Annotated in this window: 18 protein-coding genes; 9 read left to right on the top strand and 9 right to left on the bottom strand. The window is 72.1% G+C overall.

All coding sequences use genetic code 11. From position 1 onward, the window contains the following. Nucleotides 1-70: 70 nt before the first annotated feature. Nucleotides 71-757, top strand: a complete 687-nt coding sequence (locus ACFW3L_RS05690; RefSeq protein ID WP_378736748.1) for a hypothetical protein — start codon at nucleotides 71-73, stop codon at nucleotides 755-757. Between the two features lie 904 nt (nucleotides 758-1,661). On the opposite strand, the gene ACFW3L_RS05685 is transcribed toward ACFW3L_RS05690, so the two are convergent. Both ACFW3L_RS05685 and ACFW3L_RS05680 read right to left on the bottom strand, forming a co-directional pair. Next, a complete protein-coding gene (locus ACFW3L_RS05685) occupies nucleotides 1,662-3,008 on the bottom strand; it encodes an FAD-dependent oxidoreductase (RefSeq protein ID WP_378736958.1) in 1,347 nt (448 codons plus the stop codon). 278 nt (nucleotides 3,009-3,286) lie between these two features. Continuing rightward, complete coding sequence (locus tag ACFW3L_RS05680; protein ID WP_378736746.1) at nucleotides 3,287-3,970, bottom strand: lysophospholipid acyltransferase family protein; 684 nt, start codon at nucleotides 3,968-3,970, stop codon at nucleotides 3,287-3,289. A 246-nt stretch (nucleotides 3,971-4,216) separates the two neighbouring features. On the opposite strand from ACFW3L_RS05680, the gene ACFW3L_RS05675 reads away from it, so the two are divergent. Beyond that, entirely contained in the window at nucleotides 4,217-4,870 is a 654-nt protein-coding gene (locus tag ACFW3L_RS05675) for a cyclase family protein (RefSeq protein ID WP_378736744.1), read from the top strand. A gap of 204 nt (nucleotides 4,871-5,074) precedes the next feature. Here the strand turns inward: ACFW3L_RS05675 and ACFW3L_RS05670 are convergent, their stop codons facing one another. From ACFW3L_RS05670 to ACFW3L_RS05660, 3 genes are all read right to left on the bottom strand, one after another. Further along, nucleotides 5,075-7,156 (bottom strand): FUSC family protein, encoded by a 2,082-nt coding sequence (locus ACFW3L_RS05670; protein WP_378736956.1) that lies wholly within the window; start codon nucleotides 7,154-7,156, stop codon nucleotides 5,075-5,077. A 96-nt stretch (nucleotides 7,157-7,252) separates the two neighbouring features. Then, complete coding sequence (locus ACFW3L_RS05665; RefSeq protein WP_378736742.1) at nucleotides 7,253-8,428, bottom strand: hypothetical protein; 1,176 nt, start codon at nucleotides 8,426-8,428, stop codon at nucleotides 7,253-7,255. A 191-nt stretch (nucleotides 8,429-8,619) separates the two neighbouring features. Then, the gene (locus ACFW3L_RS05660; RefSeq protein ID WP_378736740.1) at nucleotides 8,620-9,162 is read right to left on the bottom strand and encodes a GNAT family N-acetyltransferase; all 543 of its coding nucleotides are present in this window, start codon (nucleotides 9,160-9,162) and stop codon (nucleotides 8,620-8,622) included. 313 nt (nucleotides 9,163-9,475) lie between these two features. Between ACFW3L_RS05660 and ACFW3L_RS05655 the strand changes: the two genes are divergently transcribed. Next, nucleotides 9,476-10,405, top strand: coding sequence for a LysR family transcriptional regulator (locus ACFW3L_RS05655; protein ID WP_378736738.1), 930 nt, complete (start codon nucleotides 9,476-9,478; stop codon nucleotides 10,403-10,405). A gap of 56 nt (nucleotides 10,406-10,461) precedes the next feature. Here ACFW3L_RS05655 and ACFW3L_RS05650 read toward each other — a convergent pair whose 3' ends face one another. Beyond that, nucleotides 10,462-11,382: a LysR family transcriptional regulator gene (locus ACFW3L_RS05650; protein WP_378736736.1), complete on the bottom strand. Its 921-nt coding sequence runs from the start codon at nucleotides 11,380-11,382 to the stop codon at nucleotides 10,462-10,464. Between the two features lie 71 nt (nucleotides 11,383-11,453). Between ACFW3L_RS05650 and ACFW3L_RS05645 the strand changes: the two genes are divergently transcribed. The 4 genes from ACFW3L_RS05645 (at nucleotide 11,454) to ACFW3L_RS05630 (ending at nucleotide 16,583) form a co-directional block, all read left to right on the top strand. Next, nucleotides 11,454-12,554, top strand: a complete 1,101-nt coding sequence (locus ACFW3L_RS05645) for a DMT family transporter (RefSeq protein ID WP_378736734.1) — start codon at nucleotides 11,454-11,456, stop codon at nucleotides 12,552-12,554. A 307-nt stretch (nucleotides 12,555-12,861) separates the two neighbouring features. Continuing rightward, the gene (locus ACFW3L_RS05640; protein WP_378736732.1) at nucleotides 12,862-14,664 is read left to right on the top strand and encodes a hypothetical protein; all 1,803 of its coding nucleotides are present in this window, start codon (nucleotides 12,862-12,864) and stop codon (nucleotides 14,662-14,664) included. 86 nt (nucleotides 14,665-14,750) lie between these two features. Then, nucleotides 14,751-15,398: an alpha-ketoglutarate-dependent dioxygenase AlkB family protein gene (locus ACFW3L_RS05635; RefSeq protein WP_378736730.1), complete on the top strand. Its 648-nt coding sequence runs from the start codon at nucleotides 14,751-14,753 to the stop codon at nucleotides 15,396-15,398. Between the two features lie 99 nt (nucleotides 15,399-15,497). Continuing rightward, complete coding sequence (locus tag ACFW3L_RS05630) at nucleotides 15,498-16,583, top strand: magnesium and cobalt transport protein CorA (RefSeq protein ID WP_378736728.1); 1,086 nt, start codon at nucleotides 15,498-15,500, stop codon at nucleotides 16,581-16,583. A gap of 7 nt (nucleotides 16,584-16,590) precedes the next feature. Here the strand turns inward: ACFW3L_RS05630 and ACFW3L_RS05625 are convergent, their stop codons facing one another. Further along, a complete protein-coding gene (locus ACFW3L_RS05625) occupies nucleotides 16,591-18,177 on the bottom strand; it encodes a hypothetical protein (RefSeq protein WP_378736726.1) in 1,587 nt (528 codons plus the stop codon). A 138-nt stretch (nucleotides 18,178-18,315) separates the two neighbouring features. Between ACFW3L_RS05625 and ACFW3L_RS05620 the strand changes: the two genes are divergently transcribed. Together ACFW3L_RS05620 and ACFW3L_RS05615 are read left to right on the top strand one after the other, a co-directional pair. Continuing rightward, the gene (locus tag ACFW3L_RS05620) at nucleotides 18,316-19,698 is read left to right on the top strand and encodes a GH1 family beta-glucosidase (protein WP_378736724.1); all 1,383 of its coding nucleotides are present in this window, start codon (nucleotides 18,316-18,318) and stop codon (nucleotides 19,696-19,698) included. 182 nt (nucleotides 19,699-19,880) lie between these two features. Next, nucleotides 19,881-20,447: a TetR/AcrR family transcriptional regulator gene (locus ACFW3L_RS05615; RefSeq protein WP_378736955.1), complete on the top strand. Its 567-nt coding sequence runs from the start codon at nucleotides 19,881-19,883 to the stop codon at nucleotides 20,445-20,447. A gap of 5 nt (nucleotides 20,448-20,452) precedes the next feature. Here the strand turns inward: ACFW3L_RS05615 and ACFW3L_RS05610 are convergent, their stop codons facing one another. Next, nucleotides 20,453-20,626 carry a hypothetical protein gene (locus ACFW3L_RS05610; protein WP_352388623.1) on the bottom strand — a complete coding sequence of 58 codons (174 nt, stop codon included), beginning with the start codon at nucleotides 20,624-20,626 and terminating at the stop codon, nucleotides 20,453-20,455. 344 nt (nucleotides 20,627-20,970) lie between these two features. Then, complete coding sequence (locus tag ACFW3L_RS05605) at nucleotides 20,971-22,728, bottom strand: hypothetical protein (RefSeq protein WP_378736721.1); 1,758 nt, start codon at nucleotides 22,726-22,728, stop codon at nucleotides 20,971-20,973. Nucleotides 22,729-23,055 lie beyond the last annotated feature (327 nt).

Raw genomic sequence — 23,055 nt, 5'->3', positions numbered from 1 at the left:
GCCCCACGGCTCGTGGGGCTCCTCAACGGAGGCGTGCGCGCCCTCGCGCGATCCCGGAGGCGGGACCGGCGTGCCCCAGCTGTCCGAGGGCGTCTGCGGCCCGGACGAGGCGTCCCAGCCGTACTGCGCAGACGACGCATCCGCGGGCGCGCCCCAGCCGTCCGTCGAGGGCTGCGGCTCGGGGGTGGTTCCCCAGCCGGGCTCGGAGGCCTGGGCGGTGGTTCCCCAGCTTTCGGTCGAGGGGGCGGTGGTTCCCCAGGTGTCGGCTGGTGCCTGTGGGCCGGAGGAGGTGTTCCACTCGTTCCGCGTGGCCTGTGAGTCGGTGGTCGACTCCCAGCTTTCGGTGGAGGTCGTGGGGGAGTCCCAGCCGTTGGCTGGTGCCTGTGGGCCGGACGGGGCGTTCCACTCGTTCCGCGTGGCGTGGGGGACGGGGGCTGATCCCCAGCTTTCGGTCGAGGGGGCGGTGGTTCCCCAGGTGTCGGCTGGTGCCTGTGGACCGGACGGGGCGTTCCACTCGTTCCGCGTGGCCTGTGAGTCGGTGGTCGACTCCCAGCTTTCGGTGGAGGTCGTGGGGGAGTCCCAGCCGTTGGCTGAGGTCTGCGGCGCCGGTGGCTCGGAGGTGGATCCACGGCTCGACTCGGAGAGCGGCGGGGGCGACCCCCAGCTGTCCGCCGGGTCCTCGTTCGAGGGCGGGACCGGGGTACCCCACGGCTCCTGCTCCTCAGCCGAACCGGACCAGCTCTCCGAAGTGACCTGAGGGGACGCGGGAGCGTCCCAGCCGTCCCGGGAGGAGGCCGGGGCAGGTGCGTCCCAGCTGTCGGAGGAGGCCTCGGGTGCGTCCCAGTTCTCCGACGACGCCCGGGATTCGGGCGACGAACCCCAGCTCGGGGACGAGGGCGTGCCGGGAGTGTCCCACGGCTCGCGGGGCTCGTCGGCGGTGGGCACGGAATCCCGTTCGGACCCCTGGGGCGCACCCCGGTACGGGGTGCCCCAGGGTTCGTCCGACCCGTCGTGACCGTCGCCGGGCGCGGACTCGCCGCCGCCGTGCTGACCGGCGTCAGCGCTCCACGACTCCTCGGGTTCGGAGACCGGCGACACCGGCGGGTCCACCGGGCGCGGGTGTTCGAACCCGAAGTTCCCGGTGTCCGAGGGGCGGGGAGCCGAGGGCCGTTCCGGGATGCGGTAGGGGTTCTCCGGGCGCGACCGACGCGCCTCCGTACCGTTCGAATCCTCGGGCGGCCCGGAGGAATCCGGCTGCCGGGGGGACCGTTCGTCCACGCCTGACCGTCCTTCGTTGCGTTTTCCTGGAGATACCACGATGCCCCGCTCCCACCTCGGTGGGAGCGGGGCACGAGGATGAGGTCGGCATGGCGGTCGCCTCTCGGCGCGGGGCACAACGGGGCTCCTGGCCGTCCGATCAGCCCACCCGCGAGGGGCGGGTGCCGGACACGGTATTCCGCGAAGGCAATAGTTGAGGCCCGGGGGACACTTGCTACCACACCGACCAACAGTGACTCTAACCCATACGCCCGAGGAGTTGTTCCACGAACCCGGGGAGAGCTCCATGCGCAATCTCACGGTGCCACATGGCGAAGATCGGGTAAAGACGAAGGGCCGGTCCCGCAAAGGGGTACGGGACCGGCCGGGAAGCTCACACGCGGCTACGCCTGGCGTGCGACGCTGGTCTGTTCCTCACGGCTGAGCAGCTTGAGGCGCTTGCGGCCGCGCTCGGCGCCCAGCTCCTCCTCGCGGGCCTCGATGCGCTTCCAGCCCTCCCAGGTGGTGTACTCGACACCGCGCTCGGCGAGCAGGGACCGGAAGGCCGCCGGGTCGGGCTCGGCGGCGGGGGTGAAGGCTTCGCGGTCGGCCACGAGGTTGGTCACGGTCTCCAGGGCGTCGCCCTTGGTGTGGCCGATGAGGCCGACCGGGCCGCGCTTGATCCAGCCGGTGGCGTACACGCCGTCCACGTGCTTCTCGTCCAGGTCCAGGACCCGGCCCCCGGAGTTGGGGACGACCCCCCGGTCCTCGTCGAAGGGCAGGTCGGTCAGGGGCGAGCCCAGGTAGCCGATGGCCCGGTAGACGGCCTGGACCTCGGTGTCCACGAACTCGCCAGTGCCCTTGACGCTGCCGTCTCCGGTCAGCTCCATGCGCTCGGTGCGGATACCGCTGACCCGGTCCTCACCGAGGATCTCCACGGGCGAGTGCAGGAAGTGCAGGTGCAGGCGGCGCTCGGCCCCGCGCTCGTCCCGGATCGCCCAGTTCTGGAGGACCTTGACGTTGGTCTTGACCTGGTTGGACTCCTCGCAGGCCTGGAGGCTGCCCTCGTCCATGTCGAAGTCCTCGGCGTACACCAGGACCTCGACGCCGGGCTGCTTGTCCAGCTCGCGCAGCTCCATCGGGGTGGCCTTGCACTGGGCGATGCCCCGGCGGGCGAACACGTGCACGTCGGTGATCTGCTTGGCGCGCAGACCCTCGTACACGTTGTCGGTGATGTCGGTGGACAGCAGGTCGTCGGCGTCCTTGGCCAGGATGCGCGCGACGTCCACGGCCACGTTGCCCGCGCCGATCACGGCCACGCTGGTGCCGTCGACGTGCCAGGAGGGGGCGACGTCCGGGTGGGAGTCGTACCAGAAGACGAAGTCGGCGGCGCCGTGGCTGCCGGGCAGGTCGACGCCGGGGATGTCCAGGGGACGGTCGCGGTCGCTGCCGGTGGCGAAGACGACCGCGTCGTAGTGGCGGCGCAGGTCCTCCAGCTTGAGGTCCACGCCGTACTCGACGTTGCCGTAGAAGGTGATCTCCGGCTTGTCGAGGATCTTGTGCAGGGCCCCCTGGATCTGCTTGATCCGGGGGTGGTCCGGGGCCACGCCGTAGCGGACCAGGCCGTAGGGGGACGGCAGCTTGTCGAGGATGTCGATGCTGACGGACGTGCCGCACGAGGACAGGGTCTCGTCCTTGGTGAGCAGGTCCGCGGCGTAGATTCCCGCGGGGCCCGCACCAACGATTCCCACTCGCAGTGGTCGCGTCATCGCACAGCTCCAAGTCTTCGCGCCAGGGTCGGACGCCATAGGTAAGGCTTGCCTAATCTATCCGATGTCACCACCGGAAAAACCTACTATAAGGGTAGGGAATTCTTCTCTCCCCGCCAGGGAGGGGAAAGGCTCCGGATCGCCACCCCGTGGCCGCGATCCAGGCGAGAGGCCGTGTGTGGCCTCACCGAAAGGGCCCCTCAGTCTGGGGTCAACGCCTCGTCAAGGGGGATTCAGCCCCGTGGGGGCTGTGGGGAAAGTCACTGCTGTTCGAGCTCCGCCTTGACTGAGGCAGCGTACCGGGAGATCCGCTCCTGTCCGGACAGCTTCGCGATCGCGCCCATGATCGCGTCGGTCGACTCCCGGCGCGCCTTCGCCCTGTCCGCCTGGCCCTCCCAGGGTGACAGGTCCACCGGCGCCCCGAAACGCACACCCACCCGGTTGAAGGACGGAAGCCTGCGGCCGGGGGGAAGGATGTGCCCGGTGCCGGTGAGCGCGACCGGGACCACGGGCGCCCCCGTGCTCAACGCCAGCCAGGCCAGACCCGTCTGTCCCTTGTACAGGCGCCCGTCGGGGGAGCGGGAGCCCTCGGGGAAGATGCCGAAAACCTCGCCGCCCTTGATGACCTCCACGCTGTTGTTCATGGCCTCCTGGGAGCTCTGTCCGGGGCGGCGGTCCACCGAGACCGGCCCCAGCGCCCTGAGGGCGCGGGAGAGCAGTCTCCGCAGGAACGTGCTCTCGTCGAAGAGCTCCTTCTTCGCGATGAACCGCACCTGCCGGGGGCAGGCCAGGCCGAGGAAGAGGGGGTCGAAGTTCGACAGGTGGTTGGCGGCCAGGATCACCGGGCCGTCCTCCGGGACCAGGTGCGCGCCCTCCACCTTCTGGGGCCACATCACACGGGTGACGGGTGCGACGACGGCCTTGGCCGCTCCGTACGGTGACACAGGTAGCCCCTTCTCGGTGGGTCGCGGAACTCGCGTGGGAGCGCGGTGTGCGGGGACGAGGGGGTGGGTCGCCCGTGACCGCGCCACCAGAGCTTATCCGGGTTCGTGGTGATCCGCCGGGGCCGGGTTCGTCGAAGTCGGTGTCGCCGACCACTGCCGTGACCTGGGACACGCGCGCTAGGCTTATGGTCTAGACCTCTGATCCAGGTCGGGGGTCCCCTCCGGACGCGAACGAGGAAGACAGCCATGGCGAAACTGGTCGACGTCAGCCACCAGATCACCCACGGGATGAGCACGTGTCCCGGCCTGCCGCGGCCGGTGATCGAGGAGAGCACCACCGTCGCGGGGGCCGTCCCCGGCCACGGAGACAGCAGCGGCCGCGTCAGCATGGTGGGGGCCACCGGCACCCACGTCGAGATCCCCGCCCACCGCTACCGGGACGGGGCCGACCCCGCCGACCTCGACCTGGAGCGCGTCGCGGACCTCCCCGGAGTGGTGGTCACCGCCACCGAGGGACGTCAGATCGGTCCCGAGGCCTTCGCGGGGCTCGACCTGCGCGGGCGGGCCGTCCTGGTCCGTACCGGCTGGGACCGGCACTGGCGCACCGAGGCCTACGGTTCGTTCGACCATCCGCACCTGACCGAGACCGCCGCCAAGGCCCTGGTGGAGTCGGGCGCCATCCTGGTCGGTGTCGACTCGGTCAGCGTCGACGACACCGCGCCCTCCACCGAGGGCTCCCGCCCCGTCCAGGCCGCGCTGCTGGCGGCGGGTGTCCCGATCGTCACCCACCTGTGCCTCCTCGACCAGCTGCCGGAGGAGGGCTTCCGGTTCCACGCGGTCCCCGCCAAGGTGCGGGGAGTGGCGGCGTTCCCGGTGCGCGCCTTCGCCGTGGTCCCCTAGGTCGTGTTTTTTGGATCATTCCGCGCTCGCGTTGCCAGGCTGCCTCTCGCCGCGCCGATGAAGCTCGGACAGCCAAACCCGGGCTGACCTTCGCTCATCGTCTTGCGAGAGATGGCCTGGCTGCCGCTCGCATCGATGGCGGCTCCGCCGCCACCGGCGAAAGCATCCGAAAAACACTCCCTAGGGCGACCGCGCGGGGCCGGGCTAGAGGTCGGCGTCGACGTCCTTCTGGGCTCGGCGCCGCTCGCGCTGGGCCCGACGTTCGGCCTCCTGCTGGGCGGAGCGCTCGTCCTGGGCGACGGCGCTGGTCATGGAGTTGGCCAGCGCCCGCAGCTCCATGTTGATCCTCGGGTAGGCGGGCAGGCGCGGCAGGGCGCCCAGCCTCGGGGTGCGGCGCTCCTCCATCGCGGAGATGAGCTCGTGGAAGGCCAGGTCCACCCGCTGGAGGGTGATGGCCCCCGCGGGGTCGGGGCTGCGGTCCTGCGACAGTGCGGCCAGGGCCAGGTAGCCGATCCGCTGGGTGGCCACCACCACCGGCCACAGCGGACGCGTGGAGGCGGCCCGGGGGACGTCGCCGATCGCGCTGTCGTAGACACCGCGCAGGCTGACCAGCGCGGCCCGCATGTCACGGCGCAGACGGTAGCGGCGCTCCTCGGTGATCTCCACGTCCTGGTCCAGCACCGCCATCATGCACTGGCGGGTGCTCTCCAGGACGTTCGCGATCGCCTGCGGCAGCCGGGTGGCGGAGGCCCGCCGCCACAGCAGCAGTGAGCCCGCCATGCCGAAGGCCGATCCCACCAGGGTGTCGATGATCCTGGAGCCCGCGAGCTCGGCCACCGGGTAGGGGTTGGCGGTGTACGACAGCATCAGCGCCATCGGGGTCAGCAGCACCGACCCGTAGAAGAAGTTGCGTCCCACCACCAGCTGGGTGGCGCCCTGGAACAGCCCGGCCAGGACGATCACCGCGACGAGGGGCAGGTCGAGGGTGAGCAGCGCGACGCCGCCCAGCACACCGAGCAGCGTGCCCAGCGAGCGCTGCACCGACCGGTTCATGGTCAGCACCACGTTGCCGCCCTGGAGGACCGCCGTGGTGGTCAGGGCCACCCAGTAGTAGTGGTCCAGGCCCATCGAGAGCCCGAACGCGCCCGCGAGGGTCACCGTCAGCCACATGCGCAGCGCGGTCGGGCGGATCAGCGAGTCGCCGCTCAGGCTGGAGCGCAGCGAGCTCCACAGCGCCGGGTAGCGGTCGTCGTGGAGGTCCGCGGTGCGCTTGTCGTCCTCCTCCTCGTCCGAACCGCGTCGCGCGGACTGGGCCGCGCGCGACAGCAGATTGTACAGGCGCGCCTCCAGCGAGCGCGGGCGCATGCCCCGGCGAAGGTCGTCCAGCGAGTCCGGATCGGGGGCGCTGGCCGGGTCCGCGACGGCCAGGGCCATCTGGTCCGCGAAGTCCGCGGCCCGTTCGGGCAGCGCGGTGGGCCGGGCCATGCAGACCTGGGTCGCGGCCAGGTGGATGTCGGAGACCCAGCGCAGCAGCGCCCGCAGGCGCGCGGCCTCGGCCGTGGTGCGGTAGCCGCGCGTCTGGCCGAGCAGCACGATCCGCCAGGCCTCCGCGAGCGCCACCGACGCCGCGTGCTGGGCGTGGTCGAGGTCTGCGGTGCCCACCGCCCGCAGCAGGGTGGCCAGCTCCCGGTAGGCCGCGGCCACCGCCTTGTACTCGGGGTGGCGGGCCCGCAGCGGGGCTCCGGACATCGACACGGTCCAGCCCACCGCCGCGCCCAGGGCGGCGACCAGCGCGTGCAGGGGAACCTCGGCCAGGCCGCCGGGGGCGATGGTGGAGATGGTGGCGACCAGCACGAAGAACATCGTCCCGGGCTTGTCCACCCGCCAGGCGGCGCACACCCAGGTGGCGATACCGGCGGTCAGTCCGATGGAGGCCACCGCCGCCCACGGGGAGAGTGAGGCGGCCAGGGAGTTCACGGTCACCGCCGCGACGAACCCCAGACCCACCAGGGCCAGGGCGGCGGCGCGGTACGCGTAGGGGGTCTTCTTCTCGTAGAGGACGGTCATGGAGCCCAAGGCGGCGAGCGTGCCGATCTGGGGGCCGAAGATCAGCGAGGCCAGGGCGAAGGAGACGGTCATCGCGACGGTCGCCTGGAGCGCGGTGGTCCAGGCCCAGGGGCCGGACTCCAGGCCGAAGATCGCCCTGAGGTCGACGCGCGGTCGCGGTCGCTCACCCACCGTGACACGCTCCGGGGCCTTGGCGGACTCGTCTCCGCCGAGGTTCAGCGGGCCGGTCTCGCCAGTGGTTCCCAGATCTCGCACGTGGCCATCCTAAGCCGAAATACCGTGACGAAAGGGCACGTAGGCCGCAGATGTGCCCTATCAGGCACTCTGAGCCGCGGCCTCCTTCGCGCCTTCGAGCTCGCTCTCCGCCCGCTCGGCACGCTCCAGAGCGTGGTCGCGCGCCTCCTCCGCCACGGACAGACGCGCGGAGGCCGCCTCCCTGGCCTCGGTGAGGGTGAGTTCGGCGTTGCGGCGCTGGGTGTCCAGGTCGCTGGTCAGGCGCTCCAGCTCGGCTGTGAGACGGCCGCGCTCGGCCTCGGCCGCCGCCCGGTCGGACTCCAGCCTCTGGTGGGCGCGCTCCAGTTCGGTGCCCAACCGGGCACGCTCGGTCTCCAGGGTGCTCGCGTTCCGCGCCGCCTGTTCCTCCGCGTGTTCGGCGCGGGCCAGGGCGCCGCGCTCGGCCAACTCGGCCTCGTCCCGGCGGCGGGACTGCTCGGCCAGGTCGGCGCGCAGACGCTCGGACTCCTCCAGGACCCGCTCCAGACGCTCGGCCGACACGGCCCGCTCCTGCAGGAGCTCGGTCTGCGCGCGTTCGGCGGTCTCGGTGATCCTGCGCTCGGCGGCCGCCAGCCCGGCGTTGGCCTCGGCCACGGCGGCGTCGCGTTCGGCGACGGCGGTACGGGCCAGCTCCGCCTGGCGTTCACGTTCGGCCTCGGCGGTGTCCCTGCGGTGCAGGGCCTCCTCGGCCATGCGCTCGGCGTCCTGGGTGGCGGTCACCGCGGCGGCGGTCGTCTCCTCCGCCGAGCGGCGGGCGGCCTCGGCCTCCCTGCGGCGGTTCTCCGCCTCCAACCGGGCGGAGTCGGCCTCCGACACCTGCCGGGCGGCGGCCAGCCGGGCCGCCTCCACCTGCGCCTCGGCGGCGGCCGGGTCGGACATCGTCGCGAAGGCCTCGGTCGCGGAGTCGAGGGTGGCGCTGAGCTGTTCGGCCTGGACCGCGAACCTCGTGAGGAGGTCGTCCGCGCGCAGCCGGGCGGCGGTGACGGGCTCGGCGCCCTGGGCGGGGGCCGTGGCCGCCGACTTCTCGGCCGGTTCTGCGCGGGCCGCCTCCTCGGCGTTCTCGGCCTCCTGGGCCAGTCGCTGCCGTTCCTTCCAAGCCCGCCAACGCGTGTGTTCGGGCAGGTCGCAGTACTGCGGAGGGCGTCCGGGGGAGGACCCCCGGGGAACCGGGCGGGTACAGCCGGGGAAGATGCAGGTGCTGGAGTCGGAGGAGGCCACGGGCCCGAGCGTAGCGCTTCGTCGCCCGCCCGCGCCGGGGTGTGTCGCGGGGTGTCGCCGGACGGAGGCCCGGACCCGGCCCGGGCCCGGACGCGGAGAAGCCCCCGCGCGGGACGTGGGTATGACCGCGCGGGGGCTGGTTCGTGGGGCCGTCACCGCGGACCCTCCCGCCTGGGAGGGAGGGGGGAGGCCTAGTCGTGGGCGCCGAAACCGTCCACGCGGCAGACCATCGTGGTGACGAAGGGGCGGAAGCCCTCCTGCTCCAGGAAGCTGATGTCCTCGGAAGCGGTGGCCAGCGCGGAGAACTCGATGTCGCGGATGCCCGTGGAGGCGAGCTGGCGGCGGACCTCCTCCAGGAGCTTGGAACCCACGCCGGTGCCCGTGTAGTCGGGGTCGACCGCGAACGTCTGCACGACGGCGACGCGCTCGCCACGGTCCCAGCTGCCCTGCGCGCTCTCGCGGACGGTGACCATCGCGTACCCGGCCGGGTCTCCGCCGTGCTCCGCGAGGATCGCCATGGTGTCGGGATCGCGGAGCCAGTCCAGGTACTGGGCGCGGCGGCGGCGCCAGGACTCGTCCAGGCCCACCGAGCTGATGATGTCCTCAAGGTGCGGGGCGGTCATCGTGTGCTGCTGGTGCAGGGCGCCCCACAGGTCCGCGAGCTCCTCCACCTCGTGGGCGCCGAGGTAGCGGAAGCCGAGAACGCCGACGTTCGTCGAGCCAGGTTTGGTCATCAGCGAAGTTTGCATGTTCTTCCCACCCGTTCCAGCAGCATGGGGTGCGGTCCCCCGGGAGTCGCGCTCTACGACTCCATGGTTGAGCTGTGGGTCTGACTGTACGTGCCGGTATCAACCGGAACAGGGGTGACACGAGGAAAAAGGGAGCGCGACGTCTCTGTCGAGAAAAAATGCCAAATCTTTCCTCTTGGGCTCTCGCTGTCGGAGGCGGGCGCACCGGTGGACGATGTGTAAGGAATCACCACGAAACACTGGTTCATCAGACCGGAACACCATCGAAACCTGTTCGTTCTGTCCTAAATTGGGACGCATGATCGACGTTCGGCGGTTGCAGCTCCTTCAGGCCCTTGACCACCACCGCACGGTGGCCGCCACCGCGGAGGCCCTCAACGTCACGCCGTCGGCGGTCTCCCAGCAGCTCGCCGCCCTGGCCAAGGAGGCCGGGGTCCCCCTCGTCGAACGTCAGGGGCGCCGCTTCCTGCTCACCGGCGCCGCCCGGGTCCTGCTCAAGCGCGCGCACGTGATCTTCGCGGAGATGGAACGCGCCGCCGCCGACCTCGCCGAGTACACCGACGGCGACCGGGGCGTCGTGCGGGTCGGCTCGTTCTCCACCGGTATCAGCGACCTCGTCGCCCCGGCCCTGGCCCGCCTGCGCACCAGCCACCCCGGCTGGACCTTCGAGGTCGTGCAGGCCGAACCGGAGGAGAGCGCCGAGATGGTGCGCTCCGGGCGCCTGGACGTGGCCGTCACGATGTCCACCAGCCACCTGCCCGCCGCGGGTGACCCGGACTTCCGGAGCGACCCGGTCATGGTCGAGCTCTTCGACGCGATCCTGCCCTACCAGCACCCCCTGGCCACCCGGACCAGCCTGCACCTGGCCGAGGACCTGGCCGACGAGGACTGGATCATGTCCGGGCCGGGAACGGCGTGGAACTCCTGCGTGACCGCCGCCGCGAACCAGGCCGGTTTCCAGCCCCGGGTCGTGCACACCGTCGACGACTTCAGCGCCGTCTTCTCCATGGTGCAGGCGGGCCTCGGGGTCGCCCTCATGCCGAGGCTCGCGTGGACGGGACTCAACCACCCGCAGATCGTCGTACGCGGGGTGCGCGAGACCGCGCGCCGCCACATCGTCGTCCTGTCCCGGGCCGGGTCCACCCCCGAGCCGCTGCTCACCGCCGTCCGCGAGGCCGCCAGCAAGGTCCCGGTCCCCTCAGTGGGGCCCTTCGCCATCGCGGGCTGACCCAGGAGGCGGGCCGCGTCGTCCGGTTCCCGGCCGGACCCTCGCGTGGCCGGGGCTCAGAACGGGAGCGACGGGACCTCGTCGAGCACGTCCTCCGCGGCCTGGCGCAGGTAGGAGGCGACCACACGGATCGGTCGCCACGCCCAACCGCCGGTGCGCCCGGCCAGGAACACCTGACGGAATCCCCCCAGCTCACCCAGGGGAGCGTGCGCGACCCCGCGCCGGGTGGAGGTCGAGAGCCGGGGTACCACGCCCACGCCCACCCCGGTGGCCACCAGCTCCTCGAACAGCTCCAGGGTGTCCACACGGTGCCTGATCCTCGGGGTGAACCCGGCGTCGGCGCACATCCGTTGCAGCAGGGCCTCCTCGTCGCCACGGAAGGGGCTGGCGATCCACGAGGCGTCGGAGAGCTCGCGCAGGCGGCGCCGGGTCAGCGTGCGGCTGTCCGCCCCCTGGGACGGCTGGGAGAGCAGGAGCGCCTCCGTTCCCACCGGATACACCGTGAGCGTGCCCGGGAATTCCCGGGGGAGAAGACTGTACTGGTACACCACCCCCAGATCCGCTCCTCCGTCCTGGAGGAGGTCCAGCGCCTGGTCCGACTCGTACTCGGTCAGGCGGATGTCGATCCCGGGGTGGTCGCGCCGCAGACGGCGGAGGGCCGGGAGCACGATCGGCGCCGCCGACGTGTACATCACCAGGTCGACGCGGCCGACGGGGTCGGTGTCGCCGTCGAACTCCGCCTGGGCCGCCTCCACTCGGGCCAGGATGTCCACGGCGTGCTCCGCGAGCCTGCGCCCGGCCGGCGTGAGCCGCACCCGCCGTCCGTCCGGGACGAGGAGGGGGACCCCCGCCTCCTTCTCCAGGACGGCGAAGTGTTTCGAGACGGCCGACGTGCTCATGCCTGTGACCTCGGACACGGCAGCCATGGTCCCGAGTCGCTCCAGTTCGACGAGCAGTCGAAGTCGGGTGAAATCCATCAACCAAAACTACACGGTTCATCAACCATCAGTCCGTGGACAGAAACGAACGACATGGGTCCAATGGTCGGGTGATCCGCTCCTTCCTCTCCTCGCCCCGCCGTGCCCGGATTCAGGTCCCGGCGCCGTTCATGCTGCTCGTCGCCATGTTCACGCTGCACACGGGCAGCGCCCTGGCCGTGACCGCCTTCGACCAGGCGAGCCCGGCGACGGTCACCTGGCTCCGGCTGACGTGGGCGGCGCTCCTCCTCCTGGCGATCGGTGGCCCCTCCCTGTGGCGTGCCGTGCGCGCCGCGACCCCGCGTGAGCTGGGCGCGGTGGTGATCCTGGGCACAGCGAGCGCGGGGATGATGCTGTTCTACTCCGAGGCGACGGCGCGGATCGAGCTCGGCACCGCCACCTCCATCGAGTTCCTCGGCACCCTCGTGGTCGCCGTCGCGGCCATGCGTCGCCGTCGGGAGCTCGTGTGGATCGTCGCCGCGGTCGTGGGCGTGGTCTGCCTGACCCGTCCCTGGCAGAGCGAACTCGACCTCGCGGGGATCGGCTTCGCGCTGGCCGGTGCGGTCTGCGTGGTCGGCTACATCGTGCTCACCCAGCGCGTCGGGGCCGGGTTCGGGGCCGTGCACGGTCTCGCCCTGGCGATGACCGTGGGCGCGCTGGTCACCGCGCCGCTGGGCGCTCCGGCGGCCGTCGCCGCGCCCGATCTCGAACTGGTGATGTTCACCCTGCTCATCGCGCTGCTCTTCCCGATGGTGCCGTTCCTGCTGGAGATGATCGCCCTCCAGCGGATGAGCCGGACCGGGTACAGCACCTTCTCCAGCCTGGAACCCGCCGTGGCGCTGGTGATGGGTATGGTCGTCATCGGCCAGGCGCCGGTGGCCGTGCAGCTGGTGGGCATGGCCCTGGTGGTGGTCGCGGGGGTGGGTGCCGCCAGGGGGGACCGGGGGTCCAGGCCCGCCGTGCCTCAGAGGGAGACCGTACGGAGACGTCGCGCCCGCACCCGGGGGTCCGAGGGCGCTCCGACCGCCGGAGGGGAGCTCCCGCCGGACTCCCTGGCCACCGCCAGCGCGCAGCACGAGGGGAATCCGCTTCCGGAGATCCCGGTGGAGGTGCGGGACCTCACGGCCCCGGCCGACGCCCCGCAGGACCGCGAGCCCCAACGGGCCGCCTGAACCCGGTCCCCCACCGCGTGCCCCCAGGAGGGCGGACGCGGCGCGGCGGGGGACCGCTTCGTACCTCCCGAGGTGGTCGTGGGGCACCTCCCGGACGCCCTGGAGCCGCGACGGGTACGCGCCCTCGGTCAGTGACCGCCCCGCGCGGTCTCCGGCACGGGGCTCGGCACGCCACCACGGGAGCCCGCCCCGGAAGAGGTCGCCGCACCCCTCTCCGGGGCCGGGCGGCGGCATGACACGCGCCACTCCGCCGCACCGCGCCTCAGTGCGCGCGGCCCTCTCCCCATGCACTAACTTGGTCCGAATCATGGCGGCCAAATCTGACCTCGAACTCCTGCGCGCCCACGAACCAGTGCTCATGTGCACCAAGGGGGAACTCTTCTTCCCCACCGACGTGGACGCCTACGTACGCAGCTGCAGTCTCTGGATCGAGGAGCCCGGCGGACGCGAGAGCGTCATCGTCCCCGCGGGCGAACTCACCCTCGACCGGCTCTCCCAGGCCGAGGAGGAGTGGCCGGGCCGCCACAAGCACCTCCGCTTCGTCCAGGAGGAGACACTGCGTGAGGAGGCCCGGCGGTTCAAGGGCATCGCCCGCTCGGTCATCCCCAAGAGCGGGCGCCTGGCCGCCGTGGGCGTGCTCGGCCGCGTCCTCGACATCCTGATGAAGCTCTCCCTCCTCATCCGGGGCGCCGTCCCCGGCGGTGTCACCTTCGCCGCCGTCACCCGCTACCGCGAGCGCGTGGACAACGGCGGCGCGACCTACTACGGCCGCGTCACCCGCGAGGGCGGCTACATCGTCCTCCAGTACTGGTTCTTCTACGCCATGAACGACTGGCGCACGATCTACGGCGGGGTCAACGACCACGAGGCCGACTGGGAGCGCGTCACCGTCTACGTGGTGGAGAACCCCGACGGCACCACCCGGCCGGTGTGGGTCGGCGCCTCCTCGCACGAGTACCACGGCGACGACCTGCGCCGCTCCTGGGCCGACCCCGACCTGCACCGGGACGGCGTCCACCCCCTCATCTACGTCGGCGCGGGCTCGCACTCCCACCAGATGCTCCCCGGCGACTACCTCATCCAGGTGGACCCCGCGTTCCTTCGCGGACTCGTGAGCGGGTGGCGCAGGTTCACTCAGCGGCTGTTCCGCGCCGACGCCGCCATCAACCGGCACGGGATCGGTGTTCCCTTCGTCGACTACGCGCGCGGCGACGGAGAACGTCTCGGCCCCGGCGGCGACCGCGAGTGGAACGCCGTCCTGATCGACGAGGACACCCCCTGGGTGCACGGTTTCCGTGGCCTGTGGGGACGCGACACCCGCGACTTCTTCGAGGGCGAGCGCGCCCCCAGCGGTCCCCGGTACGAGCGCGACGGCACCATCCGCCGCTCCTGGGCCGATCCGCTGGCGTGGGTCGGGCTCCAGAAGGTCGCGCCCACGGAGAGCGCCGCCCGCGCCGAGCTCCGCTCCCACGTGCGCGGCCTGGAGACGCGCCTGCGGGGCCTGGACGGCGACGTCGTCAGCCGCCGCGACCGCCTCCGCCAGCTCGACTCGGCCCGCATGGCCCTCGAGAGGGAGGCCGCCTCCCGTCCGCGTGCCCGCGAGTACGCCCAGCGGATCGAGGGACTGGAGAAGGAGCTCGCGGAGATCTACGAGAAGCGGGCCCTGCTCGCGGACGAACGCGACACCCTCCTGCGCTCCCTGGAGAGCGACACCCCGCTGGTGCCGTCACCGACCGGTCACCTCAAGGCGCCCCACATGCCCTACGCCTCGGGTGAGCAGCGCGCCAACCGCTTCCTGCACCTGTGGGTCGCGTTGAGCACGCCCCTCCTGCTCATCTCGCTGGCGCTGACGCTGTTCCTGCTCCACGGGCAGATGACGCTCTGGGCCATGCTCGGCGTGGTTCTGGCGTTCGCCGCGATCGACTCCGTGGCCCGTCGCAAGTTCGTCCAGTACCTCACGGGGATCGCGATCGCGGCGCTGGTGATCGGCCTCGTCGTCGGGGTGGTGGCCGCCTTCATCGCGGACTGGCGTATCGCCATCACCGTGCCCATCGTCCTCATCGTGATCGTCCTGCTCGTGGTCAACATCCGCGACCTCATGCGCCGCTGACCCCTTTCGGTCCCGGGCCCCGGCGGTGCCGACCCCGCCGGGCCCGGTCACGGGCGGGAGCGCGGGCGTCCGTGCATGATGGACCCATGGACGACGCGCTGTTCGGACCACCGACCGTCCCCGTAGCACCGGGAGCGGTCCACCTGCCCGGCTGGCTCACCCCGGACACCCAGGCCGACCTGGTCCGCAGGTGCCGGGAGTGGGCCAGCGGACCGGCCGGGACCCGCCGCCACCCCATGCCGCGCGGCGGGGTCATGAGCGTGTCCATGACCTCGCTCGGCTGGCAGTGGGCTCCGTACTCCTACTCCCGGACCCTGCCCGACGGCACCCCGGTCCAGCCCTTCCCCGACCTGCTCGGAGACCTGGCCAGGCGCGCCGTCGAGGCCGCCTACGAGGCCCCGTACGAAGGCGACCCCTACGACGTCGCCCTCGTCAACTTCTACGACGCCGACGCGCGCATGGGTATGCACCAGGACCGCGACGAACGGTCGCCGGCCCCCGTGGTCTCGCTCAGCCTCGGCGACTCCTGTGTCTTCCGGTTCGGCAACACCGAGACCCGCACCCGCCCCTACACCGACGTCGAACTCCGCAGCGGCGACCTGTTCGTCTTCGGCGGCCCCTCCCGACTGGCCTACCACGGGGTCCCCCGCACCCGACCGGGCACCGCGGACCCCGCCCTCGGGCTGAACGGTCGGCTCAACATCACCATCCGGGCCTCCGGGCTGCGCGACTGACCCCGGGGTCGTCCGACCGCGCTCCGGCGTGTCGGAACGCCCTCCCGCGCCCTCCGCGTCAGGATCGGGCAGGTCAGGCCAGCCAGGGAAGGGCAGACCATGACCGAATCCGCGCCCGAACGCACCATGGCGCTGGGCCGGGAGGAGGCGGCGCTCCCCGCCGACGCGCCCCCCGGTGAGTGCCGGATCATCCTGTACCGCTCCGGCGAGCGCCAGCAGGAGGCGGCCACCCTCGCGGAGGCGCACGCGGCGGTGCGCGCCGACCCCACACTGGGGGCCTGGGTCAGCCTCACCGAACCCAACCGGGACCAGCTCCTGGAGGCCGCCCGGGAGTTCGACCTGCCCCGGCTGGCCGTGGAGGACGCGATCGTCGCCCACCAGAGGCCCAAGGCAGAGACCTACGGCGACGTGTTCTTCCTGGTGCTCCGCCCCGCCACCTACGACGAGCGCCTGGAGACGATCAAGGTGGGGGAGGTGCACGTCTTCGGCACCCGCGACGTGGTCATCACCGTCCGCCACGACCCCTCGGTGGACTTCGAGCAGATCCGTTCCCGGCTGGAGTCCAACCCCCACATGATGGGCCACGGCGCCCTCGGGGTCATCTACGCCGTCCTGGACCGGGTCGTGGACGACTACGCGCCGGTCGTCGCCGCGCTCCAGGAGGACATCGACGAGGTGGAGACCGCCGTCTTCGCGGGGGCCAGGAACGCCTCCCAGCGCACCTACCGGCTGGCCCGGCAGATCATCCTGCTGCAACGGGCCGTCGATCCGCTCGGCCAGGTCCTGGCCGAGATCATGGAACCCCTCGACAGACCCGAGCGGTTCGGACCCAACATGCCCCGGCCGGGCCAGCACCACAGGGGCGAGCTGCGCGAACACCTCCGCGACGTGGCCGACCACGTGGCGGCCGCCCGGGACCACGTCGAGGGGTTCCGCCAGCTGTTGAGCAACATCATGACCGTGGAGAGCAACCTGGTCGACCGGGCCCAGAACGAGGCCATGAAGAAGGTGTCGTCCTGGGGCGGCATCCTGGTCGTCCCCACGCTGATCGCGTCGGTCTTCGGCATGAACATCGCGCCCCAACCCGGCTTCCACTGGGTGTTCAACTGGCCGCTCGTCCTGGCGTTCATGTTCCTCTCGTCACTGCTCCTCTACTTCCTGTTCCGTCGCAACGACTGGCTGTGACGCCGGTTCACGGGTCGAGCAGGGAACGGATCGCCTCCAGGTCGCGCCGGGCCGTCACCGCGTGCTCCTCGGCCTCCGCCCGGGTCCGGCGCCAGTCGTCCACCGCCGTGTCGACCTGCCGGTCCAACGTGCGGCTCTGGTGCCGGAGGACGGTCTCGGCTTCCTCCGCCTCCCGTCGGGACACGAGGAAGGCGTATCCGGCGACGGCCGCGCCGACCGCTGTCAGCGCCCACAGGAAGCCGTTCCCCGAGAGCAGGGACAGCAACAGCAGGGCTCCGGTGGTGGCCGCTGCGCCCCAGAGGAGCCTCCGGTGCCCGCCGTCGGGGACGGTGCGCTGACGCAGCCGCCGACGTGCCTCCTCGACCTGCTGGCGGTCGGCTCCGGAGGACGTGACGCGAACCGCGACCCCGTGCAGTCTCACCTCCGTCTCCTCGGAGAGTGCGCCGCCGGCCTGGTTCGCCAGCCCCTCGGCGGCCTCCAGGACGCCGGAGCGTAGGAGGACCAGCGAGAACGTGCGGCGGTGCGGGGGCGCGTCCTCCCGGGTCAGGTCCCGCTGGAGGAGTGAGCCCACGGTGCCGACCTCGTCCCCCCACGCCGGGAGGACCCCTTCCCGGCCGCTGTTCTCGATCACGGCGCGCAGGCGGTTGGCCTCGGCCAGCAGGGGCGCCTCCTCCGGGCTGCCCTCCTCCACGAGCAGTCGCAGGGAGTCCCGGAGGAAGTCGGAACTGGCCTGGTCCGGGCTGAGCGCGTCGACGGTGGAGTCCTCACCTCCCAGCGCGGTGATCCGGCTGATCCGCTCGTGCAGGCGAGCCAGTGCCGAGGCGGCCTCACGCCGTGGCGTGGCGTTCGTGGAGCCCCCGCTCCGGGAGGCTCGGGCGCCACGGCCCTGGGTGGCCGGGCCGGTGACGGACCACTCCACGACCAGCGAGCTCCTCACCTCCTCGACCGACCAGCCGCGCAGCGTGGACAGCAGGAGGTGTTCGCGGGCGTCGTCCCCGAAGGAGCCGTCGGCGGTGAGGATCCACAGGGCGCGCTGGCCGCGGGTCACCTCGGAGTCGGGGTCGGGAAGCCGGGGCAGCAGGTCCGCGGAGACGCCCTCGCCGAGGGCGCGGGCGTGCTCCGCGCGGGTGAGCGCGCCGACCAGCGCCGCGAAGGTGCGGGCACGCGGCGGGTCGACGCTCGCGGCCTCGTCGAAGTGCATGCGGGCCCGGGGGAGGTCGTCCCGCAGGAGGGAGTGCAGGCCCCGTGCGGCCGGGACCAGCCAGTACCCGGGGACGTCGGTGAGGTCCAGGCCGGGAAGGGGGGTCCCGTCCAGCATCTGGAGGGTGCGGTGACGGGCCATGGCGGCAGCGTCGTACATCGCGAGGGTGGCACGGACGTCGCTGAGCTCGATGAACGCGTCCAGGGTGGCCGACACCCGGTCGAGCCGCTGCTCCAGCGTGCCCCTGACCCGCCCCAGTTCGGACCGCATGCGGCTGCGCTCGCGGTCCATCCGCGCGTGGGCGACGCTCAGGTCCTCCTGGAGCTCGCGGATCCTCCGGTCCTGGGAACCGTCCCTGGACAGGAGGATGCGCGAGTAGTCGGTGTGGCTCATACCGTCCCTTTCCCTGCGTTCCGGCGGTCGCCGGGGCGCACCCAGGAGTGTGACGGGTCCGGACCCGTTCTGGTTCGGGGGTTGCCAGGGGCCGGTTCGACCGTCAGTATGGGAGCGCTCCCAAAGAGAAGGGTCCCCATGCTCGCACCGCGACTCCCCGCGCACCTCCTGTTCGGTACCGCCACCGCCGCCTACCAGGTCGAGGGCGCCGCCGCCGAGGACGGCCGCGGACCGTCCATCTGGGACACCTACTGCCGCACGCCCGGCCGGGTGGCCCGCGGGGAGACCGGCGACGTCGCCTGCGACCACTACCACCGCTACGAGGAGGACGTCGCCCTCATCGCCGGGCTCGGCGTCGACCTGTACCGGTTCTCCGTCTCCTGGCCCCGCGTCCAGCCCGACGGACGGGGCGGCCCCAACGCCAGGGGCCTGGCCTTCTACGACCGCCTGGTCGACTCCCTCCTCGACGCGGGCGTGGAACCGGCCCTCACCCTCTACCACTGGGACCTGCCCCAGGCACTGGAGGACGAGGGTGGGTGGCGGGTCCGCGACACCGCGCACCGCTTCTCCGAGTACGCGAGGATCGTCGCCGACCACCTGGGCGACCGGGTCAACCGCTGGATCACCCTCAACGAGCCCTTCTGCAGCGCCTTCGTGGGACACGCGGTCGGCCGCCACGCCCCCGGCACCAGGGAGGGCGTCGGCGCCCTCGCCGCCGCCCACCACCTGCTCCTCGCCCACGGGCTGGCCGTGGGCGAACTCCGGGACGCCGGGGCCGGGGAAGTCGGCATCACCCTCAACCCCGACCACCTGGTCCCCGCGACGGACTCCGAGGCGGACCGTGCCGCGGTCGAACGCGTCCGTACCCCGCACAACCGGACCTGGTTCGACCCCCTCTTCACCGGCGCCTATCCGGACAACGAACGCGAGGTCTGGGGGCCGTTGGCCGACGCCACCCACCGCAGGGAGGGTGACCTGGAGATCATCGGCCGTCCCCTGGACTTCCTCGGTGTCAACTTCTACCGGCCCCTCATGTTCCGCGACGCCCCGCACACCGAACCGGACCCGGCCCTGCGCACCGCCGTGGACGTCGGTGCCGAACAGGTGGAGTTCACCGGCCCGTGGCGGCGCACCACCATGGGATGGCCGGTCGTGCCGGACACCTTCGAGGAGCTCCTCGTGGACCTCAACCGCCGCTACCCGGGTCTCCCGCCCCTCCTCATCACCGAGAACGGTTCGGCCGAACCGGACCGCCCGGACGACGACGGCCGGGTCCACGACACGGAGCGCGTCGCCTACCTGCGCGACCATCTGGCGGCCCTGGGGCGCGCGATCGAGGCCGGGGTGGACGTCCGGGGCTACTTCGTGTGGTCGCTGCTGGACAACTTCGAGTGGGCCTACGGGTACGAGCGCAGGTTCGGACTGGTGCGCGTGGACTACGAGAGCCTGGAGCGGCACCCCAAGGACAGCTACCACTGGTACCGGGACTACCTGGCCGGGCACCGGGCCCGCAGAGGGTAGCGGGGGCGACCCACAGGCTTCCCTGGGGGACCAACGGCGTGTTGGCATACGTCCCGATCTGGGGCAAGCTGGAGGGCGTTGGCACACGAGGGCCGCGGGGGCTCATGACGGACGGATCTCACATGACGGCGCCGCAGGACGCGAGTTCCGGGACCAGCGGGAGCCTCCGGGCCGCGCAGCGCATGCTCCAGTTGCAGAACAGTCTGGTGGAGCTGCTGCGGACCAAGCCCTTCAGTCAGATCACCTACAAGGAGATCACCGAGGGCGTCGACATCGACCGGTCCACCGTCTACCGCTACTACAACCACAAGAACCAGGTGCTCCAGGCCGCCGTGGACGTGCGGTTGACCGCCTTCGCCTCCCAGGTGGACCTCACCTTCGGCCGCATGGAGTCCATCGACGGATACCTGGGCCGTCTGGTGGACGCCTGGACGGAGCTGTGGGTGGAGTCGGGCGCGCTGCTCGCCGCCGCCTCGGGCCTGGGCGCGGAGCCGGGGGAGCAGCGCCGGTGGTGGCGCGAGCGGATCGGACCCTGGATCGAGGCGGTCCGCGAGGCGATCGAGGTGGGCCGCTTCGTGGAGGAACTGCCCAGGGACGGACGCCCGGCACTGCCGCTCGCCGAGATGACGGTGGGGCTGTGCCTGTCCACCCTCAACAACGAACTCACCGTGCCGCACACCCCGGAACACCGGACGATGGTCCGGGACCTCCTGCTCGACGCGATCCTGCGCACGATCGGCCGTAGGTAGCGGCGTCAGGCCGGTTGCCGGGCCAGTTTGCCGAAGGACCCGACGACCGCCCCGAACGCGAACATGGAGGCCTCGTCCTCGTCCATGTGCACGATCCCGGCGGGGACGCGCACACGGTAGGGCTTCTCCTCGGCGGGCAGGAACTCCAGCCCGTCGATGATGCCCTGCCCCTCCAGCATCAGGAGGGCCTCCCCGACTCGCCCCGTACGATCTCCCCGCGCCCAAATCGACATGCGTTCACCCTAACTACGGCGCGTGGCCGAAAGCGGATCCGCTCCGGTTCCGAGACCGCGGCGCCGTGGGATCTCGGGAGGTTCGTGGCAAAGCGAACCCGACCTGGAACACCCGGTTCGCCACCCCCTGGCTCCCGTCCGGAATGGGGGACTCTGTACCCAGTGATATCACCGACGGTGCAGTTGCACGTGCATACGCATGTGAGTATGGCCGGAAGCGGTCACGGGCACGGGAGGTGACCTCCGGCCCGTTGATCCCGGGCGAATCCGGGTAGGGCGGGCGTTCTGCCTCAGCGCGACAGGACGGTCATCTCCTCACCGTGCGCGTCGAGGGCCGTCAGATCGACCTCCCCGCCCGGCGGCTCCTCCGAGCGCGGACCGCTCACCGCGAGCACGCCCTCACCGTCGTCGGCCGCGCCCTCCGCGCCGCCCGCCACCGTGAGCGATGCGGCCTCGCGGGAGGCGGCGGCCAGGTAGTGCCACCGGCTCCCGTCGTCCTGCCACCATGTGCCCGCCGCCACCTGGCGGTCGAGGTTGCTGCAGGACCAGCCGCCGTCGCGTTCACCGGCGACCACGGTTCGGGTGCCCTCGTCGGTCCGTGTGACCAGCACCGCGCGGGCCAGCCCGCCGCCGTCGTGTGCCCCGAAGCGCACGCAGGTCCAGCGGCCCTCGCCGCCTCCGGGCAGCTCCTGGACCGCGAACTCCCACGCGGTCACCGTCCGCACCGGCTCCTCCGGTGTCCCACCGGCGCAGGCCAGTTCTCCCCACAGGTCGAAGCCGCGCTCCGCGTCCAGCACCTCGTGCGGGCCGAGTCGCCTGATCTCCGAGGGCGGGGGCGGCATGTACCCCAGGTGGGCGGTGTCCGGACCGCCCAGGTCGATGGCCGAGTACGGCTCGCCGTGCGCCACCTCGGGGGCGCGCAGGCGCAGCACCGGGCCGACGCCGCAGTACCCGCCGGTGGGCAGGGCCTCCGTCACCCCGTGCTGGAGGCGCACCTCGGACCAGTCGGCGTCGGGATGCCCGAGCGGGGCGGTGGCGGCCTCCGTCACCCACGGGGGGAGCAGGTAGTGGGTGCCCTCGTCGGTGTCGGCGAGCCGCAGGGCGGGCCAGTTGGCCACACCGTTCGGGGGTTCCGGGAAGACCTCGACCACCTCCGTTCCCGCTCCGTCCCCTCGTGTGTAGCGCGCGACCCGCGGGCCGTCGTGCAGCAGGACGACCTCACGGTCGGCCACGGTGCCCGCGAACAGCACCCGGGGCGCGCCGGGAGGCAGCCCCCGTTCTTCGGACTCCTGTTCGGACCAGGCCGTCAGCGCGCGACGGAGGAGCGCGTCGTCCTCCACGGCGCCGCCCCGGGGGTGCCAGGCGTTCAGGTCCAGCCGGAAGCTCTCCCGCCAGGTGTCCGGGGCGGTGGCGGGGGAGAGGCGGGGCGCGCCCGCGAGAACGGCGGGGCTCGTCCCACCACCGGGGTCGGCGGTGGTGAGACCCAGGGCGGCGGCCACCCCCAGTGCCAGGGCGACGGTCGTCGCCACCAGTCCGCGCCGCTGCAGCCACGACCCCCTGCCGCTCACCCGCACCACCGTGGGGTCGGGCAGGGGAGGGGTGGACGGTGCCCGCCGGGCCCGTTCCACGGCGGCGGCCGCGTCCCGGACCCCGACGGACCGGAGAAGGTCGGCGGCGGCCCGCGCCTCCAGGGATTCCAGCCGCATCAGGGTGTAGGCGGCGCGGGCGGGCGCGTCCAGCCCGTCGAGCGCGTCCAGTGCGCGTGCCTCACCACCCGCCCCGTCCCAGGGGGAGACGCGCAGCCCGGCCCGGCCACGGGGGTGCCAGCTCCGGGGGCGGAGCGATCTGCGCAGCACCCGGCGGCGGGTCCTCGCGTACTCGTGGGGGCGCGGGTGGCGGCGGCCCCGGGGCAGCGCCCCGGTCACCAGTCGGTGCGCGTCCTCCCACAGGCCGGGAGAGTCACCGTGCCCGGAGAGCGTGGCCAGGGCCAGCAAAACCAGGTTCCGGTAGGGGTTGCGCGGCAGGACGGTCTCCGGTGTCGGGGGCATGACGCTCCTAGGCGGAAGGGGGGCTTCGTCAGAAGGGGTATTTCGGAGCGAGCCTAGGGAAAGCGGTGCGGCGGGATCACCCGAACGAGAATTCGTGTCCGATAGGCCGGAAATATTCACTGGTCACCGACGGAGATCCCGAACTCCAGGTGAACGAGGTGCGCAAACGGGAAATCTACGACATAAAGGTGCCGCTTCGGCTCACGTGATCCACACGAGAATCTTGCCGAATTCGCGCACGGGAACAGGGAGGGAGTCCGTACCCTGGACCCGCGTGACCGCCGGTGCGGAACGCGGTGGACGGGTGATCCGCACCGGCGCCCAGCG

Source organism: Nocardiopsis sp. NPDC058789 (genome assembly GCF_042745575.1).
In the GTDB taxonomy this organism is placed as follows: domain Bacteria; phylum Actinomycetota; class Actinomycetes; order Streptosporangiales; family Streptosporangiaceae; genus Nocardiopsis; species Nocardiopsis eucommiae.
Note: the sequence above shows the minus strand (reverse complement) of the source record. Positions and strands in the feature narration are given on the sequence as shown.

Coding starts and splice junctions, on each gene's coding strand:
- ACFW3L_RS05675 (WP_378736744.1), top strand. CDS start 4,217: ATGGCGAAACTGGTCGACGTCAGCCACCAGATCACCCACGGGATGAGC.
- ACFW3L_RS05660 (WP_378736740.1), bottom strand. CDS start 9,162: ATGACCAAACCTGGCTCGACGAACGTCGGCGTTCTCGGCTTCCGCTAC.
- ACFW3L_RS05655 (WP_378736738.1), top strand. CDS start 9,476: ATGATCGACGTTCGGCGGTTGCAGCTCCTTCAGGCCCTTGACCACCAC.
- ACFW3L_RS05650 (WP_378736736.1), bottom strand. CDS start 11,382: ATGGATTTCACCCGACTTCGACTGCTCGTCGAACTGGAGCGACTCGGG.
- ACFW3L_RS05640 (WP_378736732.1), top strand. CDS start 12,862: ATGGCGGCCAAATCTGACCTCGAACTCCTGCGCGCCCACGAACCAGTG.
- ACFW3L_RS05635 (WP_378736730.1), top strand. CDS start 14,751: ATGGACGACGCGCTGTTCGGACCACCGACCGTCCCCGTAGCACCGGGA.
- ACFW3L_RS05630 (WP_378736728.1), top strand. CDS start 15,498: ATGACCGAATCCGCGCCCGAACGCACCATGGCGCTGGGCCGGGAGGAG.
- ACFW3L_RS05625 (WP_378736726.1), bottom strand. CDS start 18,177: ATGAGCCACACCGACTACTCGCGCATCCTCCTGTCCAGGGACGGTTCC.
- ACFW3L_RS05620 (WP_378736724.1), top strand. CDS start 18,316: ATGCTCGCACCGCGACTCCCCGCGCACCTCCTGTTCGGTACCGCCACC.
- ACFW3L_RS05615 (WP_378736955.1), top strand. CDS start 19,881: ATGCTCCAGTTGCAGAACAGTCTGGTGGAGCTGCTGCGGACCAAGCCC.
- ACFW3L_RS05610 (WP_352388623.1), bottom strand. CDS start 20,626: ATGCTGGAGGGGCAGGGCATCATCGACGGGCTGGAGTTCCTGCCCGCC.
- ACFW3L_RS05605 (WP_378736721.1), bottom strand. CDS start 22,728: ATGCCCCCGACACCGGAGACCGTCCTGCCGCGCAACCCCTACCGGAAC.